The sequence below is a fragment of the Enterobacter sp. WP_7_1 genome (assembly GCF_003688535.1).
Taxonomy (GTDB): Bacteria; Pseudomonadota; Gammaproteobacteria; order Enterobacterales; family Enterobacteriaceae; genus Enterobacter; species Enterobacter asburiae.
In genome coordinates this window covers 615,918-636,569 of record NZ_REFK01000002.1, presented here as the reverse complement: position 1 = coordinate 636,569, position 20,652 = coordinate 615,918, and the positions used below count along the sequence as shown (strand labels likewise).

The 20,652-nt window shown below is 54.1% G+C and carries 20 protein-coding genes and 3 tRNA genes; 10 read left to right on the top strand and 13 right to left on the bottom strand.

The window, feature by feature from the left end; genetic code table 11:
• Positions 1 to 90: 90 nt before the first annotated feature.
• The 3 genes from araH to araF form a co-directional block, all read right to left on the bottom strand.
• Complete coding sequence (gene araH, locus BJ885_RS12325; RefSeq protein WP_029742191.1) at positions 91 to 1,077, bottom strand: L-arabinose ABC transporter permease AraH; 987 nt, start codon at positions 1,075 to 1,077, stop codon at positions 91 to 93.
• A 14-nt stretch (positions 1,078 to 1,091) separates the two neighbouring features.
• On the bottom strand, positions 1,092 to 2,606 hold the full coding sequence (gene araG, locus BJ885_RS12320) for an L-arabinose ABC transporter ATP-binding protein AraG (protein WP_032658612.1): 1,515 nt from the start codon (positions 2,604 to 2,606) through the stop codon (positions 1,092 to 1,094).
• A gap of 71 nt (positions 2,607 to 2,677) precedes the next feature.
• Positions 2,678 to 3,667, bottom strand: coding sequence for an arabinose ABC transporter substrate-binding protein AraF (gene araF, locus BJ885_RS12315; protein ID WP_003859687.1), 990 nt, complete (start codon positions 3,665 to 3,667; stop codon positions 2,678 to 2,680).
• A gap of 787 nt (positions 3,668 to 4,454) precedes the next feature.
• On the opposite strand from araF, the gene BJ885_RS12305 reads away from it, so the two are divergent.
• Together BJ885_RS12305 and BJ885_RS12300 are read left to right on the top strand one after the other, a co-directional pair.
• Positions 4,455 to 4,958: a non-heme ferritin-like protein gene (locus BJ885_RS12305; RefSeq protein ID WP_023312270.1), complete on the top strand. Its 504-nt coding sequence runs from the start codon at positions 4,455 to 4,457 to the stop codon at positions 4,956 to 4,958.
• A gap of 591 nt (positions 4,959 to 5,549) precedes the next feature.
• The gene (locus BJ885_RS12300) at positions 5,550 to 6,893 is read left to right on the top strand and encodes an anaerobic C4-dicarboxylate transporter (protein WP_023312271.1); all 1,344 of its coding nucleotides are present in this window, start codon (positions 5,550 to 5,552) and stop codon (positions 6,891 to 6,893) included.
• A 42-nt stretch (positions 6,894 to 6,935) separates the two neighbouring features.
• Here BJ885_RS12300 and BJ885_RS12295 read toward each other — a convergent pair whose 3' ends face one another.
• Both BJ885_RS12295 and azuC read right to left on the bottom strand, forming a co-directional pair.
• Positions 6,936 to 7,187, bottom strand: coding sequence for a DUF2766 family protein (locus BJ885_RS12295; protein ID WP_008500405.1), 252 nt, complete (start codon positions 7,185 to 7,187; stop codon positions 6,936 to 6,938).
• Between the two features lie 107 nt (positions 7,188 to 7,294).
• A complete protein-coding gene (azuC, locus tag BJ885_RS12290) occupies positions 7,295 to 7,378 on the bottom strand; it encodes a stress response protein AzuC (RefSeq protein WP_014884364.1) in 84 nt (27 codons plus the stop codon).
• 234 nt (positions 7,379 to 7,612) lie between these two features.
• Between azuC and yecR the strand changes: the two genes are divergently transcribed.
• Together yecR and ftnA are read left to right on the top strand one after the other, a co-directional pair.
• Positions 7,613 to 7,951: a YecR family lipoprotein gene (yecR, locus tag BJ885_RS12285; protein ID WP_029741937.1), complete on the top strand. Its 339-nt coding sequence runs from the start codon at positions 7,613 to 7,615 to the stop codon at positions 7,949 to 7,951.
• 204 nt (positions 7,952 to 8,155) lie between these two features.
• Complete coding sequence (gene ftnA, locus BJ885_RS12275) at positions 8,156 to 8,653, top strand: non-heme ferritin (RefSeq protein ID WP_121932035.1); 498 nt, start codon at positions 8,156 to 8,158, stop codon at positions 8,651 to 8,653.
• Positions 8,654 to 8,689: 36 nt separating this feature from the next.
• On the opposite strand, the gene BJ885_RS12270 is transcribed toward ftnA, so the two are convergent.
• Positions 8,690 to 9,031, bottom strand: a complete 342-nt coding sequence (locus BJ885_RS12270; RefSeq protein ID WP_029741938.1) for a hypothetical protein — start codon at positions 9,029 to 9,031, stop codon at positions 8,690 to 8,692.
• 228 nt (positions 9,032 to 9,259) lie between these two features.
• Here BJ885_RS12270 and tyrP point away from each other — a divergent pair, with 228 nt between their 5' ends.
• Entirely contained in the window at positions 9,260 to 10,471 is a 1,212-nt protein-coding gene (tyrP, locus tag BJ885_RS12265) for a tyrosine transporter TyrP (RefSeq protein ID WP_029741939.1), read from the top strand.
• Between the two features lie 33 nt (positions 10,472 to 10,504).
• Here tyrP and BJ885_RS12260 read toward each other — a convergent pair whose 3' ends face one another.
• On the bottom strand, positions 10,505 to 11,173 hold the full coding sequence (locus BJ885_RS12260) for a YecA family protein (protein WP_029741940.1): 669 nt from the start codon (positions 11,171 to 11,173) through the stop codon (positions 10,505 to 10,507).
• Positions 11,174 to 11,598: 425 nt separating this feature from the next.
• Here BJ885_RS12260 and BJ885_RS12255 point away from each other — a divergent pair, with 425 nt between their 5' ends.
• The 5 genes from BJ885_RS12255 (at position 11,599) to BJ885_RS12235 (ending at position 16,605) form a co-directional block, all read left to right on the top strand.
• On the top strand, positions 11,599 to 12,720 hold the full coding sequence (locus BJ885_RS12255; protein ID WP_023312277.1) for a branched-chain amino acid ABC transporter substrate-binding protein: 1,122 nt from the start codon (positions 11,599 to 11,601) through the stop codon (positions 12,718 to 12,720).
• A gap of 99 nt (positions 12,721 to 12,819) precedes the next feature.
• On the top strand, positions 12,820 to 13,734 hold the full coding sequence (locus tag BJ885_RS12250; RefSeq protein ID WP_121932034.1) for an ABC transporter permease subunit: 915 nt from the start codon (positions 12,820 to 12,822) through the stop codon (positions 13,732 to 13,734).
• 11 nt (positions 13,735 to 13,745) lie between these two features.
• Positions 13,746 to 15,020: a high-affinity branched-chain amino acid ABC transporter permease LivM gene (gene livM, locus BJ885_RS12245; protein WP_121932033.1), complete on the top strand. Its 1,275-nt coding sequence runs from the start codon at positions 13,746 to 13,748 to the stop codon at positions 15,018 to 15,020.
• Positions 15,017 to 15,892, top strand: coding sequence for an ATP-binding cassette domain-containing protein (locus BJ885_RS12240; protein ID WP_121932032.1), 876 nt, complete (start codon positions 15,017 to 15,019; stop codon positions 15,890 to 15,892). Before livM ends, BJ885_RS12240 begins: the two co-directional genes overlap by 4 nt.
• On the top strand, positions 15,889 to 16,605 hold the full coding sequence (locus tag BJ885_RS12235; protein ID WP_121932031.1) for an ABC transporter ATP-binding protein: 717 nt from the start codon (positions 15,889 to 15,891) through the stop codon (positions 16,603 to 16,605). The genes BJ885_RS12240 and BJ885_RS12235 overlap by 4 nt, the downstream gene beginning before the upstream one ends.
• Positions 16,606 to 16,687: 82 nt before the next feature.
• Here BJ885_RS12235 and BJ885_RS12230 read toward each other — a convergent pair.
• The 6 genes from BJ885_RS12230 to uvrY all read right to left on the bottom strand — a co-directional run bounded on the left by BJ885_RS12230 (position 16,688) and on the right by uvrY (position 20,224).
• Positions 16,688 to 16,774, bottom strand: a tRNA-Leu gene (locus BJ885_RS12230).
• An 11-nt stretch (positions 16,775 to 16,785) separates the two neighbouring features.
• Positions 16,786 to 16,859 (bottom strand) — tRNA-Cys (locus BJ885_RS12225).
• Positions 16,860 to 16,905: 46 nt separating this feature from the next.
• Positions 16,906 to 16,981, bottom strand: a tRNA-Gly gene (locus BJ885_RS12220).
• A 152-nt stretch (positions 16,982 to 17,133) separates the two neighbouring features.
• A complete protein-coding gene (gene pgsA / locus BJ885_RS12215; protein ID WP_023312285.1) occupies positions 17,134 to 17,682 on the bottom strand; it encodes a CDP-diacylglycerol--glycerol-3-phosphate 3-phosphatidyltransferase in 549 nt (182 codons plus the stop codon).
• Positions 17,683 to 17,738: 56 nt separating this feature from the next.
• Positions 17,739 to 19,571, bottom strand: coding sequence for an excinuclease ABC subunit UvrC (gene uvrC, locus BJ885_RS12210; RefSeq protein WP_029741944.1), 1,833 nt, complete (start codon positions 19,569 to 19,571; stop codon positions 17,739 to 17,741).
• Positions 19,568 to 20,224: a UvrY/SirA/GacA family response regulator transcription factor gene (gene uvrY, locus BJ885_RS12205; protein ID WP_013096026.1), complete on the bottom strand. Its 657-nt coding sequence runs from the start codon at positions 20,222 to 20,224 to the stop codon at positions 19,568 to 19,570. The genes uvrC and uvrY overlap by 4 nt, the downstream gene beginning before the upstream one ends.
• Between the last annotated feature and the right edge of the window lie 428 nt (positions 20,225 to 20,652).

Sequence of the window (20,652 nt, the reverse complement as noted above, 5' to 3'; positions counted from 1 at the left end):
ATTTGACAACCGCCCCGCCAGTTTTACTGGCGGGGCGGTTAAGGGGTCAACTATGGTTATAAGTTGAGCAATAAAAGACGGGAAAAAGGGTTACAGGGTACGCTTCGCTTTTTGCTTGTAACGGTCGAAAATCACGGCTGCCAGCAGGATCAGGCCACGCACGACGTACTGCGAGAACGGCGAAATATTCAGCAGGTTCATGGCGTTCTCTACGGTGCCCAAAATCAGGATACCGGCCACCACATATGAGATTTTTCCGATGCCGCCCTTGAGGGAAACGCCCCCTAAAACGCAGGCCGAAATGACGATCAGCTCATAACCAATAGAGGTCATCGGCTGGCCGCTGGTCATGCGCGACGCAAGAATAATCCCCGCGGCGGCAGAAACCAGCCCCGAGAGCACAAAGATAATAATCTTGGTTCGCACCACCGGTACCCCGGCCAGACGAGCGGCCTCTTCGTTACCGCCAATCGCCAGCGTATTGCGGCCAAAGGTGGTCCGGTTGAGCAGGAAGCCGAACAGGATCAGGCAGGCCACGGTCAGCCAGATTGGCGCAGGCAGACCCAGCCAGTTGGCGTAACCCAGGGTAAAGAAGCGCTCGTCTTCAATCCCCACCGCTTTACCGTCGGAGATGATATAGGCCAGCCCGCGGACAATTTGCATCGTCGCAAGCGTGGTGATCAGAGCGTTAATCTTCAGGCGTGCGATAACAAAACCGTTCACCAGACCGCTGATGACGCCGAGTAGCAGACCGGCCAGAACGCCAATCCACAGGCTTTCCGTCATGTTGATCACCACTGCCGTCGTGACGCCCGCGCAGGCAATCACCGACGCCACCGACAGGTCAAAATCGCCGGAGGCCAGACAGAACAGCATCCCGCAGGCCACCATCCCGGACATGGAAATGGCCAGCCCCAGCCCCTTCATATTAATGAAGGTGGCAAAGTTAGGAACAAAGATCGCGCAGGCGAGGAACAGTGCGGCAAAGACCACCAGCATGCCGTACTGATCCCAGATACGTCCAAAACTCAGCGCCGACTTCGACTTCGGCGCTCCGGATGTAGTAACAGAGGACATCATTAACTCCTTACTCAGGCGACAGCCTGGCTGACTTTAGGCATGGCGAGGTTCAACGCCTGTTGTTCATTCGCCTGTTCATGAAGTAATTCACCGGCAATTTCGCCTTCACGCATCACCACAATGCGGTCGGCCACGCCAAGCACCTCCGGCAGATCGCTGGAGGCGAAGAGCACCGCCACGCCGCGTTTTGCCAGCTCATAGATCACGTTATAAATCTCGTGTTTTGCCCCCACATCGATACCGCGCGTCGGCTCGTCGAGCAAAATGACCTTCATATCTTCCGACAGCCAGCGGCCTAAAATCGCCTTCTGCTGGTTTCCGCCTGACAGATTCATGATCAGCTGTTCCGGACCCGGCGTTTTAATATTCAGCGAGCGAATATGGTGGTCGGCATTGCTCGACTCCCAGCCATCGTTTATCAGGCAGCCTGCGCGAATAAACTTGCGGCGAGCGGAAATATTGATGTTGTCGCGTACCGAATGCACCGGAATAATCCCCTCTGCTTTACGGTCTTCCGGGCAGAGCATCATGCCCGCCCTGATCGCGTGGGCCGGTTTCTGGATATCGACCCGTTCACCGTCAATAGAGACCTGCCCTTCGGTAATACGGGTTCCGCCGAACAGGCCTTTCATTAATTCACTGCGCCCCGCCCCCACCAGACCAAACAGGCCGACAATTTCGCCGCTGCGAACGGATAACGAAATCGGCGTGCGCACGCCCGGCGCTTTGACGCTGTCCAGGCGCAGGCGTTCAGGGCCGTACTGACGCGGCTGCCAGTGATAAATGTCACCCAGCTCGCGTCCGACCATCGCCTGAACAAGCTGATCATGGTTAACCTGCTGCATGTCGGTAAAGGTGCGCACATAGCGCCCATCTTTAAAGACGGTGATGGCGTCGCTCAGGGCAAATATCTCTTCCATGCGGTGCGAGACATACAAAATCGTACGCCCTTCCTGGCGCAATTCGCGGATCACGCGGAACAGATTTTCAATTTCACGCGCAGAGAGCGAACTGGTGGGCTCATCGAAGGCAATAATTCTGGCGTTACGCGCCAGCGCCTTGGCAATTTCAACCATCTGCCACTGGCCGATGGAGAGATATTTCAGCGGCGTCTGGGGATCGACGTCCAGACCCAGGTGTTTAAGCTGCAGCCCCGCTTCATAATTAAGTAGCGAACGATTTACCACGCCGCCTTTGTGCGGGAGCTGTCCTAAATAGATGTTTTCCGCCACGGTCATCTCAGGAATGAGGTGCAGCTCCTGGTAGATGATCGCCACCCCGGCATTGAGCGCCGCCGTGGTATCGGCAAACGCCACCTCTTCGCCGCGAATGGCCAGCGTGCCGGTTGTAGGCGCATAGTTGCCGCTGAGGATCTTCAACAGCGTGGATTTCCCCGCACCGTTTTCCCCCATCAGGGCGTGAACCTGGCCGGCATAGCAGTCGAAGCTGATATCGGTCAGCGCGTTAACACCGGGAAAAGTTTTCCCGATGCCGCGGAAAGAGAGATACGGATCAGACTGTCGCATAACGTCTCCGTGATTCCTGTAGTGTGTACGTCTGGCCCCTCACGAAGCATGAGGGGCACAATCACAGCGTATTACTTACCGCCCAGCCCTTTTTTCGCCAGCTCCTCTTTGAAGTTGTCGCGGGTAATCAGCACCACGTCGGTCACTTCGGTAAATTTCGGCGGTTCGGCCCCTTTGGTTACCCAGTTGTAGAGCATCTCACTGGATTTGTAGCCGTGAACGTCCGGGCTCGGCAACAGAGAACCGTAGAAGCCGGTAGCCTGCGCTTTGGACAGCTCGCTGACGGCGTCAACGCCGTTGATGCCAATCCCGATCACGTCAGGCGCTTTGAAGCCCTGGCCTTCCGTCGCGCGTACCCCGCCCAGCACGGTGTTGTCGTTCATGCCGACCACCAGCCAGTGTTTGACCTCCGGATGCTGGACCAGCATAGAGTTCGCGGCGTCGAAAGCACCCGGGATATCGTTGGATTTGGTTGGGACTTTATAGATCTGTTTTTCCGGGAAGCCGGCCGCTTTCAGCGCATCCATTGAACCGGTAGTACGACGACGGGCGGTGTCCAGCTCGTCAGCCGTGATAGCCATTACCGCGGTCTCTTTGACATCCCAGCCGCGCTTTTGCATCTCTTTATAGAGTTCCTGGCCCTGGCGCTCGCCGATTTTGGTCGCCGCCATCATGACCAGCGGGACGGTGTCCATCGGCTTGCCTTTGGCGTTAACGAACTGATCGTCAACCGCGATGACCTTCATATCGTAACCGCGCGCTTTCGCCGCGATTGCCGATCCCAGCTTTGGATCCGGGGTACAGATAACGAAACCTTTTGCACCGCTGGCCGCCAGGCTGTCGATGGCGTTCAGGGTTTTTTCGCCGTCAGGCACGGCGATTTTAATGACTTCAAAACCTAAATCTTTCCCGGCTTTATCTGCGAATTTCCACTCAGTCTGGAACCAGGGCTCTTCGGGCTGTTTTACCAAAAAACCGAGTTTTAAATTCTCAGCGATAGCGGATTGTGACATAACGGCAGCCAGACCGATGGCCGCCAGCGCTTTAGTAAATTTGTGCATGGTAAACTCCAGCTTTAGCATTCTTTTCTGTAGGGAATAAGTGCGTGCTTCTTATTTAATCGGACTTAAAACAAGGCATTAGCGCTTACCTCGTCATAAGCGTTATTGCTGGTGATAGTTTTAGCGGGAAATTAATCATCCATAAGAGAGCCCCATCACACCGCAGAATTACAGTAATTGCGTACATAAATTCAGCGAAAAATGACATAAAAAAGGCAGGTTTTGTCAGACAAATAGAAAGAGGTTAAGCAGAATTATCCATAAGATTAGCCAAGATATCCCTGATGCCCCTCAGCGGGCAAAAACGCACCTGGCGTTAAAGGGGGTCAACATGTTTTTCATCAAGAATGTACAACGCACCTGAAAAAACGTTATTCCGCAGAAATTGATTTAGCGCAATTTTATTAGCACATCATATATTCGAAACGATTAAACCGTATTTCTCCTTTTCTCAGAGTAATATTCCAACTTAATATTTTCGAAAGAGTAACACTGTACCTTCACGATAAAAACCCTTAATTATTAGCCCATTAAGTCACATCCAATTCATGGCGAGTTAATTATATTTCTGAACTATATTAAACTTTGTAATGTATGGTAAATACAGCCTGATTAAGAGTTTTCTTAGACCCGATACAAGGGTATGCTTATTTATATCGAACACAGGAAGTGAATTTCGGTCGACTTCGGTCGCGGCAGAATGTCTATTTCTGCTCTTTTCTTCGTATTTGCCTGGCGCTCAGGTAAGCAACGGACATCACGTCCCACAGTCAATAAGGATATGAGTATGGCTACCCAAACGATGATGCAAAAACTTAACGCGCAGATGAACCTTGAGTTCTACGCCTCGAATCTGCACCTTCACTTAAGCGCGTGGTGTGCCGAGAATAGTCTCACGGGGTCTGCCACATTCTTTCGCTCGCAGGCGCAAAGTAACGTCACCCATATGATGCGTGTCTTTAACTTTCTGAAAGCCGCAGGGGCAAATCCTGTCGTTAAAGCCCTTGATGGGATCAATGAAAACTATTCTTGTCTGGAAGAACTGTTTCAAAAAACGCTTGAAGAGTACGAGCAACGCTGCAGCACGCTCAGCAAACTGGCCGATGAAGCCAAAGCGCAGCAGGACATTACGACGCTCAAATTCTTACGTGATATGGACAAAGAACAGCAGCAGGATGGCATGCTGCTGAAGACGCTGGCGGATGAGATCCATAATGCGCAGCAGGCGGGTTTATGTCCTGAGCAAACCGACCGTCATCTGCTCGACATTGTGGCGGTGCAGCACCACTGAGTTTTTTAATCTGCTCCAACAGGGCTGAGGGTTTCCCAGGAATTTATTAACCTGAAGCGATGAATTTTGTATCAGGCAAGCGAATAACTTACAGCGATGTCCTGGTCCGGCTGTAAATCGCCGAAGCGTTTCCGTAAGGCCGGGGCGAGGCGCATGGATGCGCCGAGAGGGCATGGCCTGCAGGGATGCAGGCTCATGCCCGACCCGATAGCCTGAAGGAATAAGCTGAGGGAAACGCGAAGCGGCGATTTACCGCCGGGAGCCCGGGTCGCCAGGGTGGCGGCGATTGAGCCGCCCTGGCACGTTCACCGGTCATGTCGTTACAGAGTAGCAAGGAACATGAAGTGAACGGAATGACCACCACAGCCGTATGTTCCCCCTCACCCCACCCCTCTCCCTCAAGGGAGAGGGAGTCGTCCGTGCAGGCATTGTTTTGTGGGGATCCCTCCTCCCACCTGAGGCAGGATTCCTTATCCCCTCTCCAACCTTCTGCTTTTCCTGAAATTTAACAAATCAGATCTGGCTCCCAATGATTAACCACACAACGTGTGATGATTTATTTAGTTACATAATCATTGACGAGGGAGCATCATGATCACCATTGAGTTTGTTGTCATTCTCCTCTGCCTGCTGACGGGTACGCGTTTCGGCGGTATGGGACTTGGGTTAATTAGCGGTATTGGTCTTTTTATTTTATGTTTTGTCTTTGGACTGCAACCGGGTAAACCGCCGGTTGACGTTATGCTGACCATCCTTGCGGTAATAGGCTGTGCGGCTACGCTGCAGACTGCGGGCGGCCTCAACGTCATGATGCAGTTTGCTGAACGCCTGCTGCGCAAACACCCGCAGCACATCACCCTGCTCGCCCCTTTCACCACCTGGATGCTGACCTTTCTGTGCGGCACCGGGCATGTGGTCTACACCATGTTCCCCATCATTGCGGATATCGCCCTGAAAAAAGGGATCCGCCCGGAGCGCCCCATGGCCGTGGCCTCGGTCGCGTCGCAGATGGCGATCACGGCATCCCCCGTTTCCGTTGCCGTGGTGTCACTGGTGTCCATCCTGGCGGCCCAGCATGGGATCGGCCACGCGTGGGGGATCCTGGAAATTCTCGCCGTGTCGGTTCCCGCTTCGCTTTTCGGCGTGGCCATTGCGGCCCTGTGGAGTTTACGCCGTGGGAAAGATCTGGCTGACGACATAGAGTTTCAGGAAAAGCTGAAAGATCCTAAGCAGCGCGAGTTTATCTATGGCGGAACGGAGACGTTAATGAATCAGCGTTTCCCTAAACAGGCCTACTGGTCCACGTGGATTTTCTTTGCCGGTATTGCCGTGGTCGTTTTGCTGGGGGCATTCCCTGAACTGCGCCCCGCCTTTGAGGTAAAAGGCAAAATGACGGCGCTGTCGATGAACCTTGTCATTCAGATGATGATGCTAATTGCGGGCGCCGTGATGCTGATGGCCTGTAAGGTCAATGCGTCGGCCATTTCCAACGGCGCGGTGTTCAAGGCCGGTATGGTCGCGATCTTCTCGGTGTTCGGCGTGGCATGGATGAGCGATACCTTTTTCCAGGCGCATCTCGATGAGTTAAAGCTGGCGCTGGAAGGCGTGGTGAAGAGCCACCCGTGGACGTATGCCATTGTGCTGTTTCTGGTGTCAAAACTGGTGAACAGCCAGGCGGCTGCGCTGACGGCCGTTGCGCCAATGGGCCTGATGCTCGGCATCGACCCGAAAATGCTGATCGCCTTTTTCCCGGCGTCGTACGGCTATTTTGTCCTGCCGACCTATCCCAGTGATTTGGCCTGCATCGGCTTTGACCGTTCAGGCACCACCCGCATCGGCAAATTTATCATCAACCACAGCTTTATTCTGCCAGGGCTGATTGGGGTGAGCTGCGCGTGCGCGGCGAGCTACCTGCTGGTCCAGACGTTCTTCTGACCGCATCAAAGGGCGACGCATGCCGTCGCCCCTTTCCCTGCTTTAGTGGGACTCACCCTGCGGCGTGAATCGCAGTTCAATCAGCGCGATGGCTTTCTGGATCGCACGAAGCGTAACCGGGTCAGCGGCAGCAGGATGGCTGGCAAAATCGATGTTCTTCAGCTGCGTAGACATCTTCTCGCGCACTTCAACCGGCGCAATCACGTCCAGAACATCAAGGATTTGTTTGATAACCAGCTGACAGGCGACAACGTCAGAGACCAGTTCCTGATCGGCGCTCAGGTTTTGTGACATGGGTTTTCTCCTTATTTAAAGGCCGCCATAGTAGCAAAACACGCCCCCTGACATCTTCCCTTCATCGTCAGCAGGTACAAAAAAACCCGCCGAAGCAGGTTTTTTTATCAGAACATGGCGCCCGGCGGCACGTCTTTGAACGTGCGGCAGTAATTGGCCCACATGCTTTTCAGGATTTTGCGCAGTTTCACGATGATGCTCCATTAACTTGTTATACAACTTTATTGTCAACGTGCTTATAATATGACCGCCATCACAGAAATCAATCTTTTTGTGATGCTCATCACATTTTTATCAGGGTTTGGCCTGATAGCGCTCCCCTCTGACCCGTTGCGAAGAGTGAGGGCAGATTGTCCAGCTATTCCAGGCATTGCAGCGGGCATCTGCGCGTACGATAAGGTATTTCCATCCACTCAGAGCGAACCATGAAAAGAGTCATTGTAGCCGGCACAATCCTGCTGCTCGCGGGGTGTAGTATCAACCGCCAGGCTGAAGTCAGCAGCCGCGACGCGCCGAACGGCATCGTCCGCCTCGACTACGGCCAGGCAGCGCTGCAAAATGCGTATTCCGATGAGTATGTAAATAACGGCACGGCCGCAAAAGCGTGTCAGAGCATGGGGTATGCCACTGCCTCAGCCTATGGTCAGCCCATTAAAACCTGCACCCTGACGAGCGGCTCTTTGTGCCTGAACGAGAGCGTGACTATCCAGTATAAATGTATGGGTTACGCCGTTAATCCTAAGTCAAATAATCCGTGGTATTAATCAACGCTGCCAGCGTTTGCTGGCAGTTTATTTCATTACGAACAAAAATAATTCTCATTAATAAGTTATAAAAATCGCCAATGCGTTTTATTCCCATTCGTATTTTAAATAAATAAAATAAAAATTTTACGTTTTGCAAATAATTAAATAACAAATTATAGTGTCGCTCATTGTGAACCAGAAATAATAATCCGGAGCGTCACCATGCTGAAAACTGAAATGATCGACAAGCTCAACGCGCAAATGAACCTTGAGCTTTTTTCATCCCTGCTCTACCAGCAGATGAGCGCCTGGTGCAGCTACCACAGCTTCGAAGGTGCGGCCGCGTTTCTGCGTCGTCACGCTCAGGAAGAGATGACACACATGCAGCGTCTGTTTGATTATCTTACGGATACGGGCAGCCTGCCGCGCATTGAAACCGTGGCTTCACCTTTCGCTGAGTATAATTCTCTCGATGAACTGTTCCGCGCCACCTACGAGCACGAGCAGCTGATCACGCAGAAAATTAACGAACTGGTCCATGCCGCGATAACCAGCCAGGATTATCCAACCTTTAATTTCCTGCAGTGGTACGTCGCTGAGCAACACGAAGAAGAGAAGCTGTTTAAATCCGTACTGGATAAATTATCTCTGGTGGGTAAATCCGGCGAAGGTCTTTACTTTATTGATAAAGAACTTTCCACTCTCGATACGCAGAATTAATTTCAGCGCGGTGCCGGTTTCCGGCACCGCGTTAATTTACATACACCCCGCACAGCTGGTGCAGCGCCAGTCATGAGGATTCACCGCCTGGTAAAAATAGCGGTAGCTGGACGTCTCCAGCGGAATACCCACCTCGAAGAACATATCCGTTAGCCAGTCGACATTCTCAACGATCCACTCATCTTCCTGTAAGCCTTGTGCAAAAGTTTCATCTTCAGGATCGATAACCGAATAGATTGCCCAGGTGCCCATATCCTTTTCGCGACGGGACTCGGGAAGTATCAGGGGGTGGTTCTGCCAGCTGATTATCCAGTGGCCATGGCACAACAGGTTACCTCCCCGGCTCCATGCCGCGGTGAAGGGATTCTCCCCAGCCATAAACTCTCACTTAATTTGATAATTTATATTTATTGTTTACGTTACGCCGGAATGTCGCCCAGCAACATTGCCCTTATGAAGTAGGCATCCGCCTAAAAAGGATCAGAGCGACAATAATCCGTAAATTATTCATTACACTACTTGTAACGGTGATTTGACGAATTAAGGCTTTTCCCTTACTCTGCGCCGCAGATTTTGTCGCGGTTAAGCATCGTTGTAGAGGAAAGCGTGAAAAACAGAACCCTGGGAAGTATTTTTATCGTCGCCGGAACGACGATTGGCGCAGGAATGCTGGCAATGCCCCTGGCAGCCGCGGGCGTGGGATTTGGCATGACCCTGCTGCTGCTGGGTACGCTCTGGGCGCTGATGTGCTACACCGCCCTGCTGCTGCTTGAGGTATACCAGCACGTCCCCGCCGACACCGGTCTGGGTTCGCTTGCGGCGCGCTATCTGGGACGCTACGGCCAGTGGATAACCGGCTTTAGCATGATGTTTCTGATGTACGCCCTGACCGCCGCCTATATCAGCGGCGCCGGGGAACTCATCGCCTCCAGCGTCAACGACTGGTTTGGCTCTGACATTACCCCGGCGACGGGGGCTATCTTCTTTGCGCTCATCGGCGGCGGAGTAGTCTGCGTGGGCACATCGCTGGTCGATCTGTTTAACCGCTTTCTGTTCAGCGCCAAAATTCTCTTCCTGATTATCATGCTGGTGCTGCTGGCGCCGCACGTGCACAAGGTCAACCTGCTGACGCTGCCGCTGGAAAAAGGGCTGGCGCTCTCCGCGATCCCGGTCATTTTCACCTCGTTTGGCTTCCACGGCAGCGTGCCAAGTATCGTCAGCTATATGAACGGCGATATCCGCAAGCTGCGCCGCGTCTTTGTAATCGGCAGCGCGATCCCGCTGATCGCCTATATTTTCTGGCAGCTGGTGACGCTGGGCAGCATTGACTCTTCAACCTTTATTGGGCTGATGGCGCAACACGCTGGCCTGAACGGTTTTCTGCTGGCACTGCGCGAGGTCGTCACCTCCCCGCACGTAGAGCTGGCGGTCCACCTGTTTGCCGACCTGGCGCTGGCAACCTCGTTCCTGGGCGTGGCGCTCGGCCTGTTTGATTACCTGGCCGACCTGTTCCAGCGTCGCAATACCGCGGCCGGACGGTTACAGACGGGCGCAATTACCTTCCTGCCGCCGCTGGCGTTCGCGCTGTTTTATCCGCGCGGGTTTGTGATGGCGCTGGGGTACGCAGGGGTAGCGCTGTCGATCCTTGCCCTCCTCCTCCCTTCCCTGCTGGCATGGAAAAGCCGTCAGCAGCATCCTCAGCAGGGATATCGCGTGGCGGGAGGAAAACCGCTGCTGTGCGTTGTGTTTGGCTGTGGGGTGGTGATTATTCTGGTGCAGGCGCTGATTGCAGCCGGGATGCTGCCGGAAGTGGGTTAAATAAAAAAGGGGCTATCATCAGCCCCTTTTTTATCAGTGCAAACAGCAGCTCTTAAACTTCTTCCCGCTGCCGCAAGGACACGGATCGTTACGCCCGACCTTCGTGCCGTTCACCGTCGGCTTCTTCACTTCAGGCTGCTGCGGGTTGTTAACCCAGTATTGATATAAACGCAGTGCCGCAGGCTGGATGCTTTCGATGCTGGCGATATACTCCTCTTCGGACAGTTCATCCAGCTTTTCGCTGTTCTCTTCCGTCCCGTGCAGCGCAATCACGTCAAGATCGGCCTTCAGGGCTTCCGGCAAGGCTGACCAGTCCGTCAGCGCCACGCCGCGCATATAGCCATAGCACCACTCTTCCACCACGGTATAGCTCTCACCGTCAACGTCGTTATAACCGAACATCGGTTCAAACTGATCCGGGTACTCGCTCAGGCGTTCGGCAATATCGTTCATATGCTTAAAGCAGAGATCGATAAAACGGTTCATCTCACGATCGTTTTTCCAGCGCGGAATGTACTTCTCGCCGCCCCACACAGCCACCAGCCAGGCGTCTGGTTCAACGACAACAGGACCGGAAAGCACTGCGGTAAGCATGCCGTCCAGTTCTGACACGTCAATCACGGACGCGTCATCATGACCGTAAGACATTAACGTCTCTTCAAGCCACGCCATTTCGCTTTCATTCAATGGGCCTTCAGTCATCGCTGATACTCCTGCAAAAAAGGAAACGATCCTAACACATATCTCACGCCTCTCCGGGCTGAAGTTTAGGTCTTTATTGCTGCAAAAACGTGCAAATCGTGACCTTTGCACAACTTATGGGCTTTATTGTTAACGATATGTGATCTCCGCTGTAATTTCTTCTCCTCCCGCAAGGCGGCATAACGCGGCGCTCTATACTCAAACATGTCGCATGCTCGTCAATGGGTTAACCATTCTGGCAACGTTTTTGCTTAACGTTCTTCGCGCGTCCCTGCGCAGGGAAATCTCGCCGTAATATGCAGGATGCCGTCTGTATCTTGTTCGTTTAGTGCATTTTGTTCTTGCTCGTGTTTCGGATTGGCTGCGCCGTCGGGCGTTCGGGTTTACGCCGTGGTGCAAAAACCTCTTTGCTAAGGAACATAATAATGTCGCTGAAATTTATCAGAACTCCTCTTTCTCTTGTGTTGGCCGGTTGCCTGGTGACGGCGTTTTCCGCCCGGGCAGATATTGTGATTGGCGTGGCCGGGCCGTTCACGGGTCCGAATGCCACCTATGGCGATCAGTACTGGCATGGCGCAACGCAGGCCGCTGAAGATATTAATGCCGCAGGCGGCATTAACGGCGAGAAGATCAAACTGGTTCAGGGGGATGATGCCTGCGAACCCAAGCAGGCCGTGGCCGTCGCCAACCGTTTAGTTGACCAGGATAAAGTCAACGCCGTGGTCGGCCATTTCTGCTCCTCTTCCACAATGCCCGCCTCCGAGGTGTATAGCGACGCGGGCATTATTGCGATTACCCCCGGCTCAACTAACCCGCTGATCACCGAACGCGGCATGAGCGACATGTTCCGCATGTGCGGACGCGATGACCAGCAGGGTCAGGTTGCCAGCGACTTCATCATCGACAAGCTGAAAGCCAAGCGCGTGGTGATTATTCACGATAAAGATACCTATGGTCAGGGTCTGGCTGACGCCACCAAAGCGGCGCTGGCGAAACGCGGAGTTCAGGATGTGATGTATGAGGGATTATCCCGCGGTGAAAAAGACTTTAACGCGCTGGTGACGAAGATCGGTGCGCAAAAACCGGACGTCGTGTTCTTCGGTGGCTGTCACCCGGAAGCCGGTCCGCTGGTTCGCCAGATGCGCGAACAGGGCGTGCAGGCGAAATTCTTCTCCGGCGACTGCATTGTCAACGAAGAGATGGTGACCGCCGCGGGTGGCCCGCAATACACCAACGGCATTTACATGACCTTCGGTAAAGATCCGCGCCTTATCCCGGACGGTAAAGCGGTTATCGAGAAATTCCGCGCCGGTAAATTCGAGCCGGAAGGTTACACCCTTTACTCCTACGCCTCCGTACAGGCTATTGCCGCAGCCTTCAAGGCCACCGGCGGCAAGGACTCCGCCAAAGCCAGCGAGTGGCTGAAAGCCAATTCCGTCGACACGGTGATGGGCAAAAAAGCCTGGGACAGCAAAGGCGATCTGAAAGTGTCTGACTACGTGGTTTACCAGTGGGACGACAAAGGAAAATATAAGGAAGTGCAGTAACGGGACGGAGTCACGCTCAACGTCGGCGGGCTTTCCCGTCGGCGCGTAATAAACATCAGGCTGCGCGGCTCGCGCAGCCTATAAAACGAGCGCGCTAAGATGAGTACATTCTTCCTGCAACAGTTAATTAATGGCTTAACGCTGGGCTCCGTCTACGGCCTGATCGCCATCGGCTACACCATGGTGTACGGCATTATCGGCATGATCAACTTCGCCCACGGCGAAGTGTATATGACTTCCGCCTATCTCTGCGCCATTGGCCTGGCGCTGCTCTCGTTCTTCGGTCTGCAGTCGTTCCCGCTGCTGATCCTCGGGACGCTGGTGTTCACCATTGTGGTAACCGGGGTGTACGGCTGGACCATCGAGCGTATCGCCTACAAGCCGCTGCGCAACTCCACGCGCCTGGCGCCGCTGATCTCCGCCATCGGCATGTCGCTTATCCTGCAAAACTACGCGCAGCTGAGCCAGGGTCCGCGTCAGCAAGGGGTACCGACCATGCTGGACGGCGTTATTCGCCTGCATCTGGGCGACGGGTTCGTGCAGATAACCTACACCAAAGTGTTTATTCTGGTTGCCTCGTTTGCCGGCATGCTGGTGCTCACCTGGATTATCAACCATACCCGGCTGGGCCGGATGTGCCGCGCGGTACAGCAGGATCGTAAGATGGCCTCCATTCTGGGCATTAACACCGACCGGATTATTTCGCTGGTCTTTGTCATCGGCGCGGCGATGGCCGGCCTGGCGGGGGTGTTGATCACCATGAATTACGGCACCTTTGATTTCTACGTCGGGTTCGTGATCGGCATTAAAGCCTTTACTGCGGCGGTACTCGGCGGCATCGGCTCCCTCCCCGGCGCCATGCTCGGAGGCCTTATCCTCGGCGTGGCGGAAGCCCAGTTCTCGGGCATGGTGAACTCGGACTATAAAGACGTCTTCTCGTTCGGCCTGCTGGTCATGATCCTGATTTTCCGTCCTCAGGGGCTGCTTGGGCGCCCGATTGTGGCCAAAGTGTGAGGGAGAGAATGATGACATCACACGGTTTTTCACTTAAACGCTGCATGCTGGACGCGATTTTTTCCGGGCTGATTGCGCTGATAATCTTCGGCCCCATTGCGGGCGTGGTGCTGGATGGATACAGCTTTAACTTCGCAGGGCAGCGGCTGGCCTGGATGGTTGGCATCGTCATGCTCGGACGTTTTGTGTTGAGCGCCTTTTTAGGTACCGCCGCGGGCGCCCGTTTCCAGGCGCGCTTCGAAGCCGATAGCGCGGGCGTATATGTCCGGCCACCGGAATACAAAAGCCGCATGCGCTGGATTATTCCTCTGGTGATTACCCTTGCGATTTGCTTTCCGTTTGTCGCCACTAAATATGTGCTGACCGTCGCCATTCTCGGGCTGATCTACGTGCTTCTCGGCCTGGGGCTGAATATCGTCGTGGGTCTGGCCGGCCTGCTGGATCTGGGATATGTCGCGTTCTACGCGATTGGGGCGTACGGTCTGGCGCTGGGATACCAGTATCTCGGCTTAGGCTTCTGGAGCATGCTGCCGCTGGCGGCAATCATGGCCGCCGCCGCAGGCGCCCTGCTCGGTTTCCCGGTACTGCGCATGCACGGTGACTATCTCGCCATCGTCACCCTCGGGTTCGGGGAGATTATTCGCCTGATACTGAACAACTGGCTGACCTTCACCGGCGGCCCAAACGGCGTGTCGGCCCCTCCCCCCACCTTTTTCGGTCTGGAATTTGGGCGACGCGCAAAAGAAGGCGGCGTGCCCTTCCACGAATTTTTCCACCTGACCTACAACCCGAACATGAAGTTTATTTTTATCTACGCGGTTCTGTTCCTGGTGGTGATGCTGGTGCTCTACATCAAGCACCGCCTGACGCGGATGCCGATTGGTCGGGCGTGGGAGGCGCTGCGTGAAGACGAAATTGCCTGCCGCTCAATGGGGTTAAATCATGTTCTGGTTAAGCTGTCGGCCTTTACGCTGGGCGCGTCGACCGCGGGCATTGCCGGGGTGTTCTTCGCCACCTATCAGGGGTTCGTGAATCCCACCTCCTTTACCTTCTTTGAATCGGCGCTGATCCTCGCCATCGTGGTGCTGGGCGGGATGGGATCTACGCTTGGGGTGGTGCTGGCAGCCTTTGTGCTCACGGTAACGCCGGAACTGCTGCGCAGTTTTGCCGAGTACCGCGTCCTGCTGTTTGGCATGCTCATGGTGGTGATGATGATCTGGCGTCCACGCGGTTTGATCCGCATTAACCGCAGCGGGTTTGCCGTGCGTAAGGGCGTCGCGCCATGAACGAAACGATATTACGCGTTGAACATCTGATGATGCACTTCGGCGGGATTAAGGCGCTAAACGACGTCAACCTGGACGTACAGCGCGGCTCAATTACCGCCCTGATTGGGCCAAACGGGGCGGGAAAAACCACCGTGTTTAACTGCCTGACGGGCTTCTACAGGGCCTCCGGCGGCAACATTTTATTTAATACCCGCCATAAAACGACCAACGTTATTCAGGTGCTTGGACAAAAATTCCAGCCGGGAGACTGGATTAATCCCGCGCAGTTCGGGCAGCGTCTTTTCTACAAAATGTTCGGCGGAACGCATCTGGTCAACCGCGCAGGGCTGGCCCGCACGTTTCAAAATATCCGTCTTTTCCGCGAGATGTCTGTCGTGGAAAACCTGCTGGTTGCGCAGCATATGCGCGTTAACCGCAATCTGCTCGCCGGGATCTTAAATACGCCGGCATACCGGCGGGCGGAAAGCGACGCCCTTGACAGAGCCTTCTACTGGCTGGAAGTGGTGGATCTGGTGGAGTGCGCCAATCGCCTGGCGGGAGAGATGTCGTACGGCCAGCAGCGGCGTCTGGAAATTGCGCGGGCCATGTGCACCGGGCCGGAAATGATCTGTCTGGATGAACCCGCCGCCGGGCTTAACCCGGTTGAAACGCACAAGCTGAGCAACATTATTCGCTATCTGCGGGATCATCATGACATCACGGTATTACTGATTGAGCATGATATGGGGATGGTGATGGAGATTTCGGACGACATTATCGTGCTCGACCACGGGGATGTTATTGCCAGGGGAAAACCCGAGCAGATCCAGCATGATGAAAAGGTTATTGCCGCCTACCTGGGTACGGACGAAAGCGAGGTCACCCTATGAGCGAACCGCTGCTGGCATTTCGCGATGTGGATGTGTTTTACGGCGTCATTCAGGCGCTGAAGCAGGTCTCCCTCGAGGTCAATAAGGGTGAAACCGTGGCGCTGATTGGCGCAAACGGCGCGGGTAAATCGACATTGCTGATGTCCATCTTTGGCCAGCCCCGCATTCGCAGCGGGCAGATTCTTTTCGGTGGTGAAGATATCAGCCATAAATCTACCCACTACGTCGCGTCCAGCGGCATTGCGCAGGCGCCGGAAGGCAGACGAATCTTCCCGGATATGACCGTTGAAGAGAATCTGCTGATGGGGACCATCCCCATCGGCAGCCAGTTTGCCGCTGAGGATATGCAAACCATGTTCGACCTCTTCCCTCGCCTCAAGGAGCGGCGCAAGCAGCGCGCGATGACCATGTCCGGCGGGGAACAGCAGATGCTGGCGATTGCCCGGGCGCTGATGAGCCGTCCGAAGCTTCTGCTGCTGGATGAACCGAGCCTCGGTCTGGCGCCGATTGTGGTGAAACAGATCTTCCAGACGCTGCGCGAGCTGGCGCGCAACGGCATGACCATCTTTCTGGTGGAGCAGAATGCACATCACGCGTTGAAGCTTTCCGACCGCGGGTATGTGATGGTTAACGGGCAGATCCGGCTGAGCGGCAGCGGCGAGGAGCTGCTTGGAAATCAGGAGGTCAGAAAGGCGTATCTGGGCGGGGTGTGACCGGCGGATTTCAGGTACAAAAAAACCACCTTTCGGTGGTTTCACGACACTGCTTATTGCTTTGATTATTCTTTGTTTCCCATGGTAGCCGGAGTGGGACTTGAACCCACACAGCGCGAACGCCGAGGGATTTTAAATCCCTTGTGTCTACCGATTCCACCATCCGGCCAGGGAAGAAAGTGGAGGCGCGTTCCGGAGTCGAACCGGACTAGACGGATTTGCAATCCGCTACATAACCGCTTTGCTAACGCGCCGTAAAACTTTTCAAACTGACACCCGCTACTGCGCATGTCTTTAATCTGGAGCGGGAAACGAGACTCGAACTCGCGACCCCGACCTTGGCAAGGTCGTGCTCTACCAACTGAGCTATTCCCGCATGTCATCAAGTAAACGTCTAACCACTTGATTTCATTATCGTCCGGCTTGCTGTGCCGCCGTTCGATGCGTTGCATTCTACTGATATGACGTTATGAGTCAACGTTATTTTTTGCATCCCTGGATCGTTTGCTGAAAATTACGGCGAAACGATCACTGATCAAGCAAATCCCCGCGCGCAGCGTTCAAATATTGCAGCATGGACCACAGCGTCAGCACTGCCGCTACCCACAGCAGACCAATTCCCGCCCATTCAACCCAGGCGTTCGGACGCCAGAGCATCCAGACCAGCGCCGCCATCTGCGCCGTCGTTTTGACTTTACCAATCCACGAGACCGCCACGCTGCTGCGTTTACCCAGTTCCGCCATCCACTCGCGCAGCGCAGAGATAATGATCTCACGGCCGATCATGGTTGCTGCGGGCAGCGTTACCCACCAGGTGTGATAGTGCTCGGCCACCAGCACCATGGCGATAGCGACCATCACTTTGTCTGCCACCGGATCGAGGAAGGCACCGAAACGGGTGCTTTGATTCCAGCGACGGGCCAGATAGCCATCAAACCAGTCGGTGACCGCCGCGATCAGAAAGAGCAATGCGCAGGCGAAAGGTGCCCAGACGACCGGCAGGTAAAACGCCAGTACAAAGAACGGGATGAGTACAACACGAAAGAGAGTGAGCAACGTAGGGATATTAAATTGCATAATGACGGTAACTGTTTGTTGTCAGTAAAATTTAGCTCTATGTTGCTACAGAGCCCTCAATGTTTCAACGAGTAGTAGATCTTTTCTGCCAGCCCTTGCGAAATACCCGGCACTTTTGCAATTTCCTCCATGCTGGCGTTGAGTAATCCTTGCAATCCGCCCATATATTTCAGCAGCATCTGCCGACGTTTTGGCCCCACGCCTTCGATCGTTTCCAGGCTACTGGTGTTTTTCACCTTCGCCCGTTTTTTGCGGTGACCGCTGATGGCATGATCGTGTGATTCATCGCGAATATGCTGGATGACGTGCAGCGCCGGGGAGTCCGGCGGCAGGCTGAAGCCCTCGCCTTCCGGCTCGAAGAACAATGTCTCCAGACCGGCTTTACGATCGGCCCCTTTTGCGACGCCCAGCAGCAGCGGATGGTTTTTATCCCAGCTGACATCAAGCGATTCAAATACCGCTTTTGCCTGGCCGAGCTGCCCTTTCCCGCCGTCAATCAGGATCACATCCGGGATTTTGCTCTCTTCTATGGCTTTACCATAGCGACGACGCAGCACCTGATTCATGGCCGCATAGTCATCGCCCGGCGTGATCCCGGTGATGTTATAGCGGCGATACTCGGCGCGCAGTGGGCCATTCGCATCAAATACCACGCACGACGCCACCGTCTGTTCCCCCATCGTGTGACTGATGTCGAAACACTCCATACGTTTCACTTCCGGAAGCTTCAGCAGCGTCGCCAGGGCCGCTAAGCGCTGGTGCACCGTCGACTGCTGCGACAGCTTAGTGGTGAGCGCCGTCGCGGCATTGGTTCGCGCCAGCTTCAGATAACGCGCGCGATCGCCGCGCGGTTTGGTTTGTACATTCACCCGACGGCCCGCCAGTTCAGAGAGCGAATCGGCCAGCAGGGTTTTATCGTCAAGATTAAAATCGAGCAGGATCTCAGAAGGCAGGGTGCGCATCTGGCTTCCCTGCAGATAGAACTGGCCGACAAAGGTTTCAACCACTTCACCCAGTTCAGTACCGCCGGGTACTTTCGGGAAATAGCTGCGGCTGCCGAGCACTTTGCCCTGGCGAATAAACAGCACGTGCACGCAGGCCATCCCGGCGTCAAAGGCTACGCCGATGACGTCGAGATCGTCACCGGTATTCGAGACAAACTGTTTCTCAGTGACTCTGCGCACCGCCTGGATTTGGTCGCGGATCCGCGCGGCCTCTTCGAACTCGAGCGCGGCGCTGGCTTTTTCCATACGTGCGATCAGCTGCGTTAAGACCTGATCGTCTTTTCCGGCTAAGAACAGGCGCACATAATCCACCTGCTGGGCATACTCTTCTTCACTCACCAGCCCTTCCACGCAGGGCCCCAGGCAGCGTCCAATCTGGTACTGCAGGCACGGGCGCGAGCGGTTACGGTAAACGCTGTTTTCACACTGGCGGATCGGGAAGATTTTTTGCAGCAGCGCCAGCGTTTCTCGCACGGCATAGCCGTTAGGGAACGGCCCGAAATATTCGCCCTTGGCGTGTTTTGCACCGCGGTGCATGGCGAGGCGCGGATGAGTGTCGCCGCTCAGAAAAATAAACGGGTAGGATTTATCATCACGCAGCAGGACGTTATAGCGCGGCTGGTAGAGCTTTATATAGTTGTGCTCAAGCAGCAGCGCTTCTGTCTCGGTGTGCGTGACGGTGACATCGATATTCTGAATGAGTGAGACCAGCGCTTCGGTCTTTCGGGAGGCAAGGTTGCTGCGAAAATAGCTGGAGAGGCGTTTTTTAAGATCTTTTGCCTTCCCCACGTAGATAACCGTACCGCCAGCGTCATACATGCGATAGACGCCAGGCTGGCTGGTTACGGTTTTCAGAAATGCTTTTGAATCGAACACATCACTCACTGACTTAACAACGTCTCCGCATTACACAAACCGTGCCGGATGGCCAGGTGCGTCAGTTCAACGTCGCCATGAATGTTCAGTTTACTGAACATCCGGTAACGATAGCTGTTCACCGTTTTCGGGCTGAGATTCAGCTGTTCCGAGATCTCATTCACCTTCTGACCTTTGGTGATCATCAGCATAATCTGCAATTCACGCTCGGACAAACTGGCAAACGGTGATTCGGTTTTCTCAGGCTCGATCTGACTCAGCGCCATCTGTTGAGCAATGTCGGACGCTATGTAGCGCTGTCCGGCAAACACGGAACGGATTGCATTGACGACTTCCTGCGGCGCAGCACCTTTACTCAGGTAGCCCGCTGCGCCCGCCTGCATCACTTTCGCGGGCAGTGGGTTTTCGGTATGCACGGTCAGCATGATGACTTTTGTATCAACAAAGGTACGTGCGATTTTGCGTGTTGCTTCAAGACCACCGATACCGGGCATATTCATATCCATCAGTACCACATCGGCCGAGTTTGTGCGGCACCATTTTACCGCATCTTCGCCGCAGCACGCCTCACCGGCAACTTTAATACCTTTAATATCTTCAAGAATGCGTCGTATCCCTGCGCGCACCAGTTCGTGGTCATCAACAAGAAGGACGTTGATCAAAGGAAATGTCTCCAGAATAGGGATAACGCTACTGAGTGATAATTTGGTTTATATTAACGGTTTTCCTCACAAGATTAAAACGTTAAAAAACCTGCTATTCGATTTTGCTCTCGTTTTTGGAAATTAGGCTGTACAGTCCGTGGAAAGAGAGAGCATGCATTCAGGGCTTTTGCAGCTTTTTTTAAGCATCTGTATTCAAAAAGTTACAAAAAACTTGCAGGCTTTTCCTGCAAAAAAACAGATCTCAAATTTTTGTAACAATAATTAACGACAAGCGAACCGGGCACAAACAATTAATAGCCTTTCACGACGGTTCAGTTTACCGGTACGTTCTGTTTACGCAATTAAACATCCACGTAAAAGTACGAAAAACAACCGCTGCATTTTTTGCTTCAGCTTGTGGTATACTCCGCCGCCTTGACTTTCGT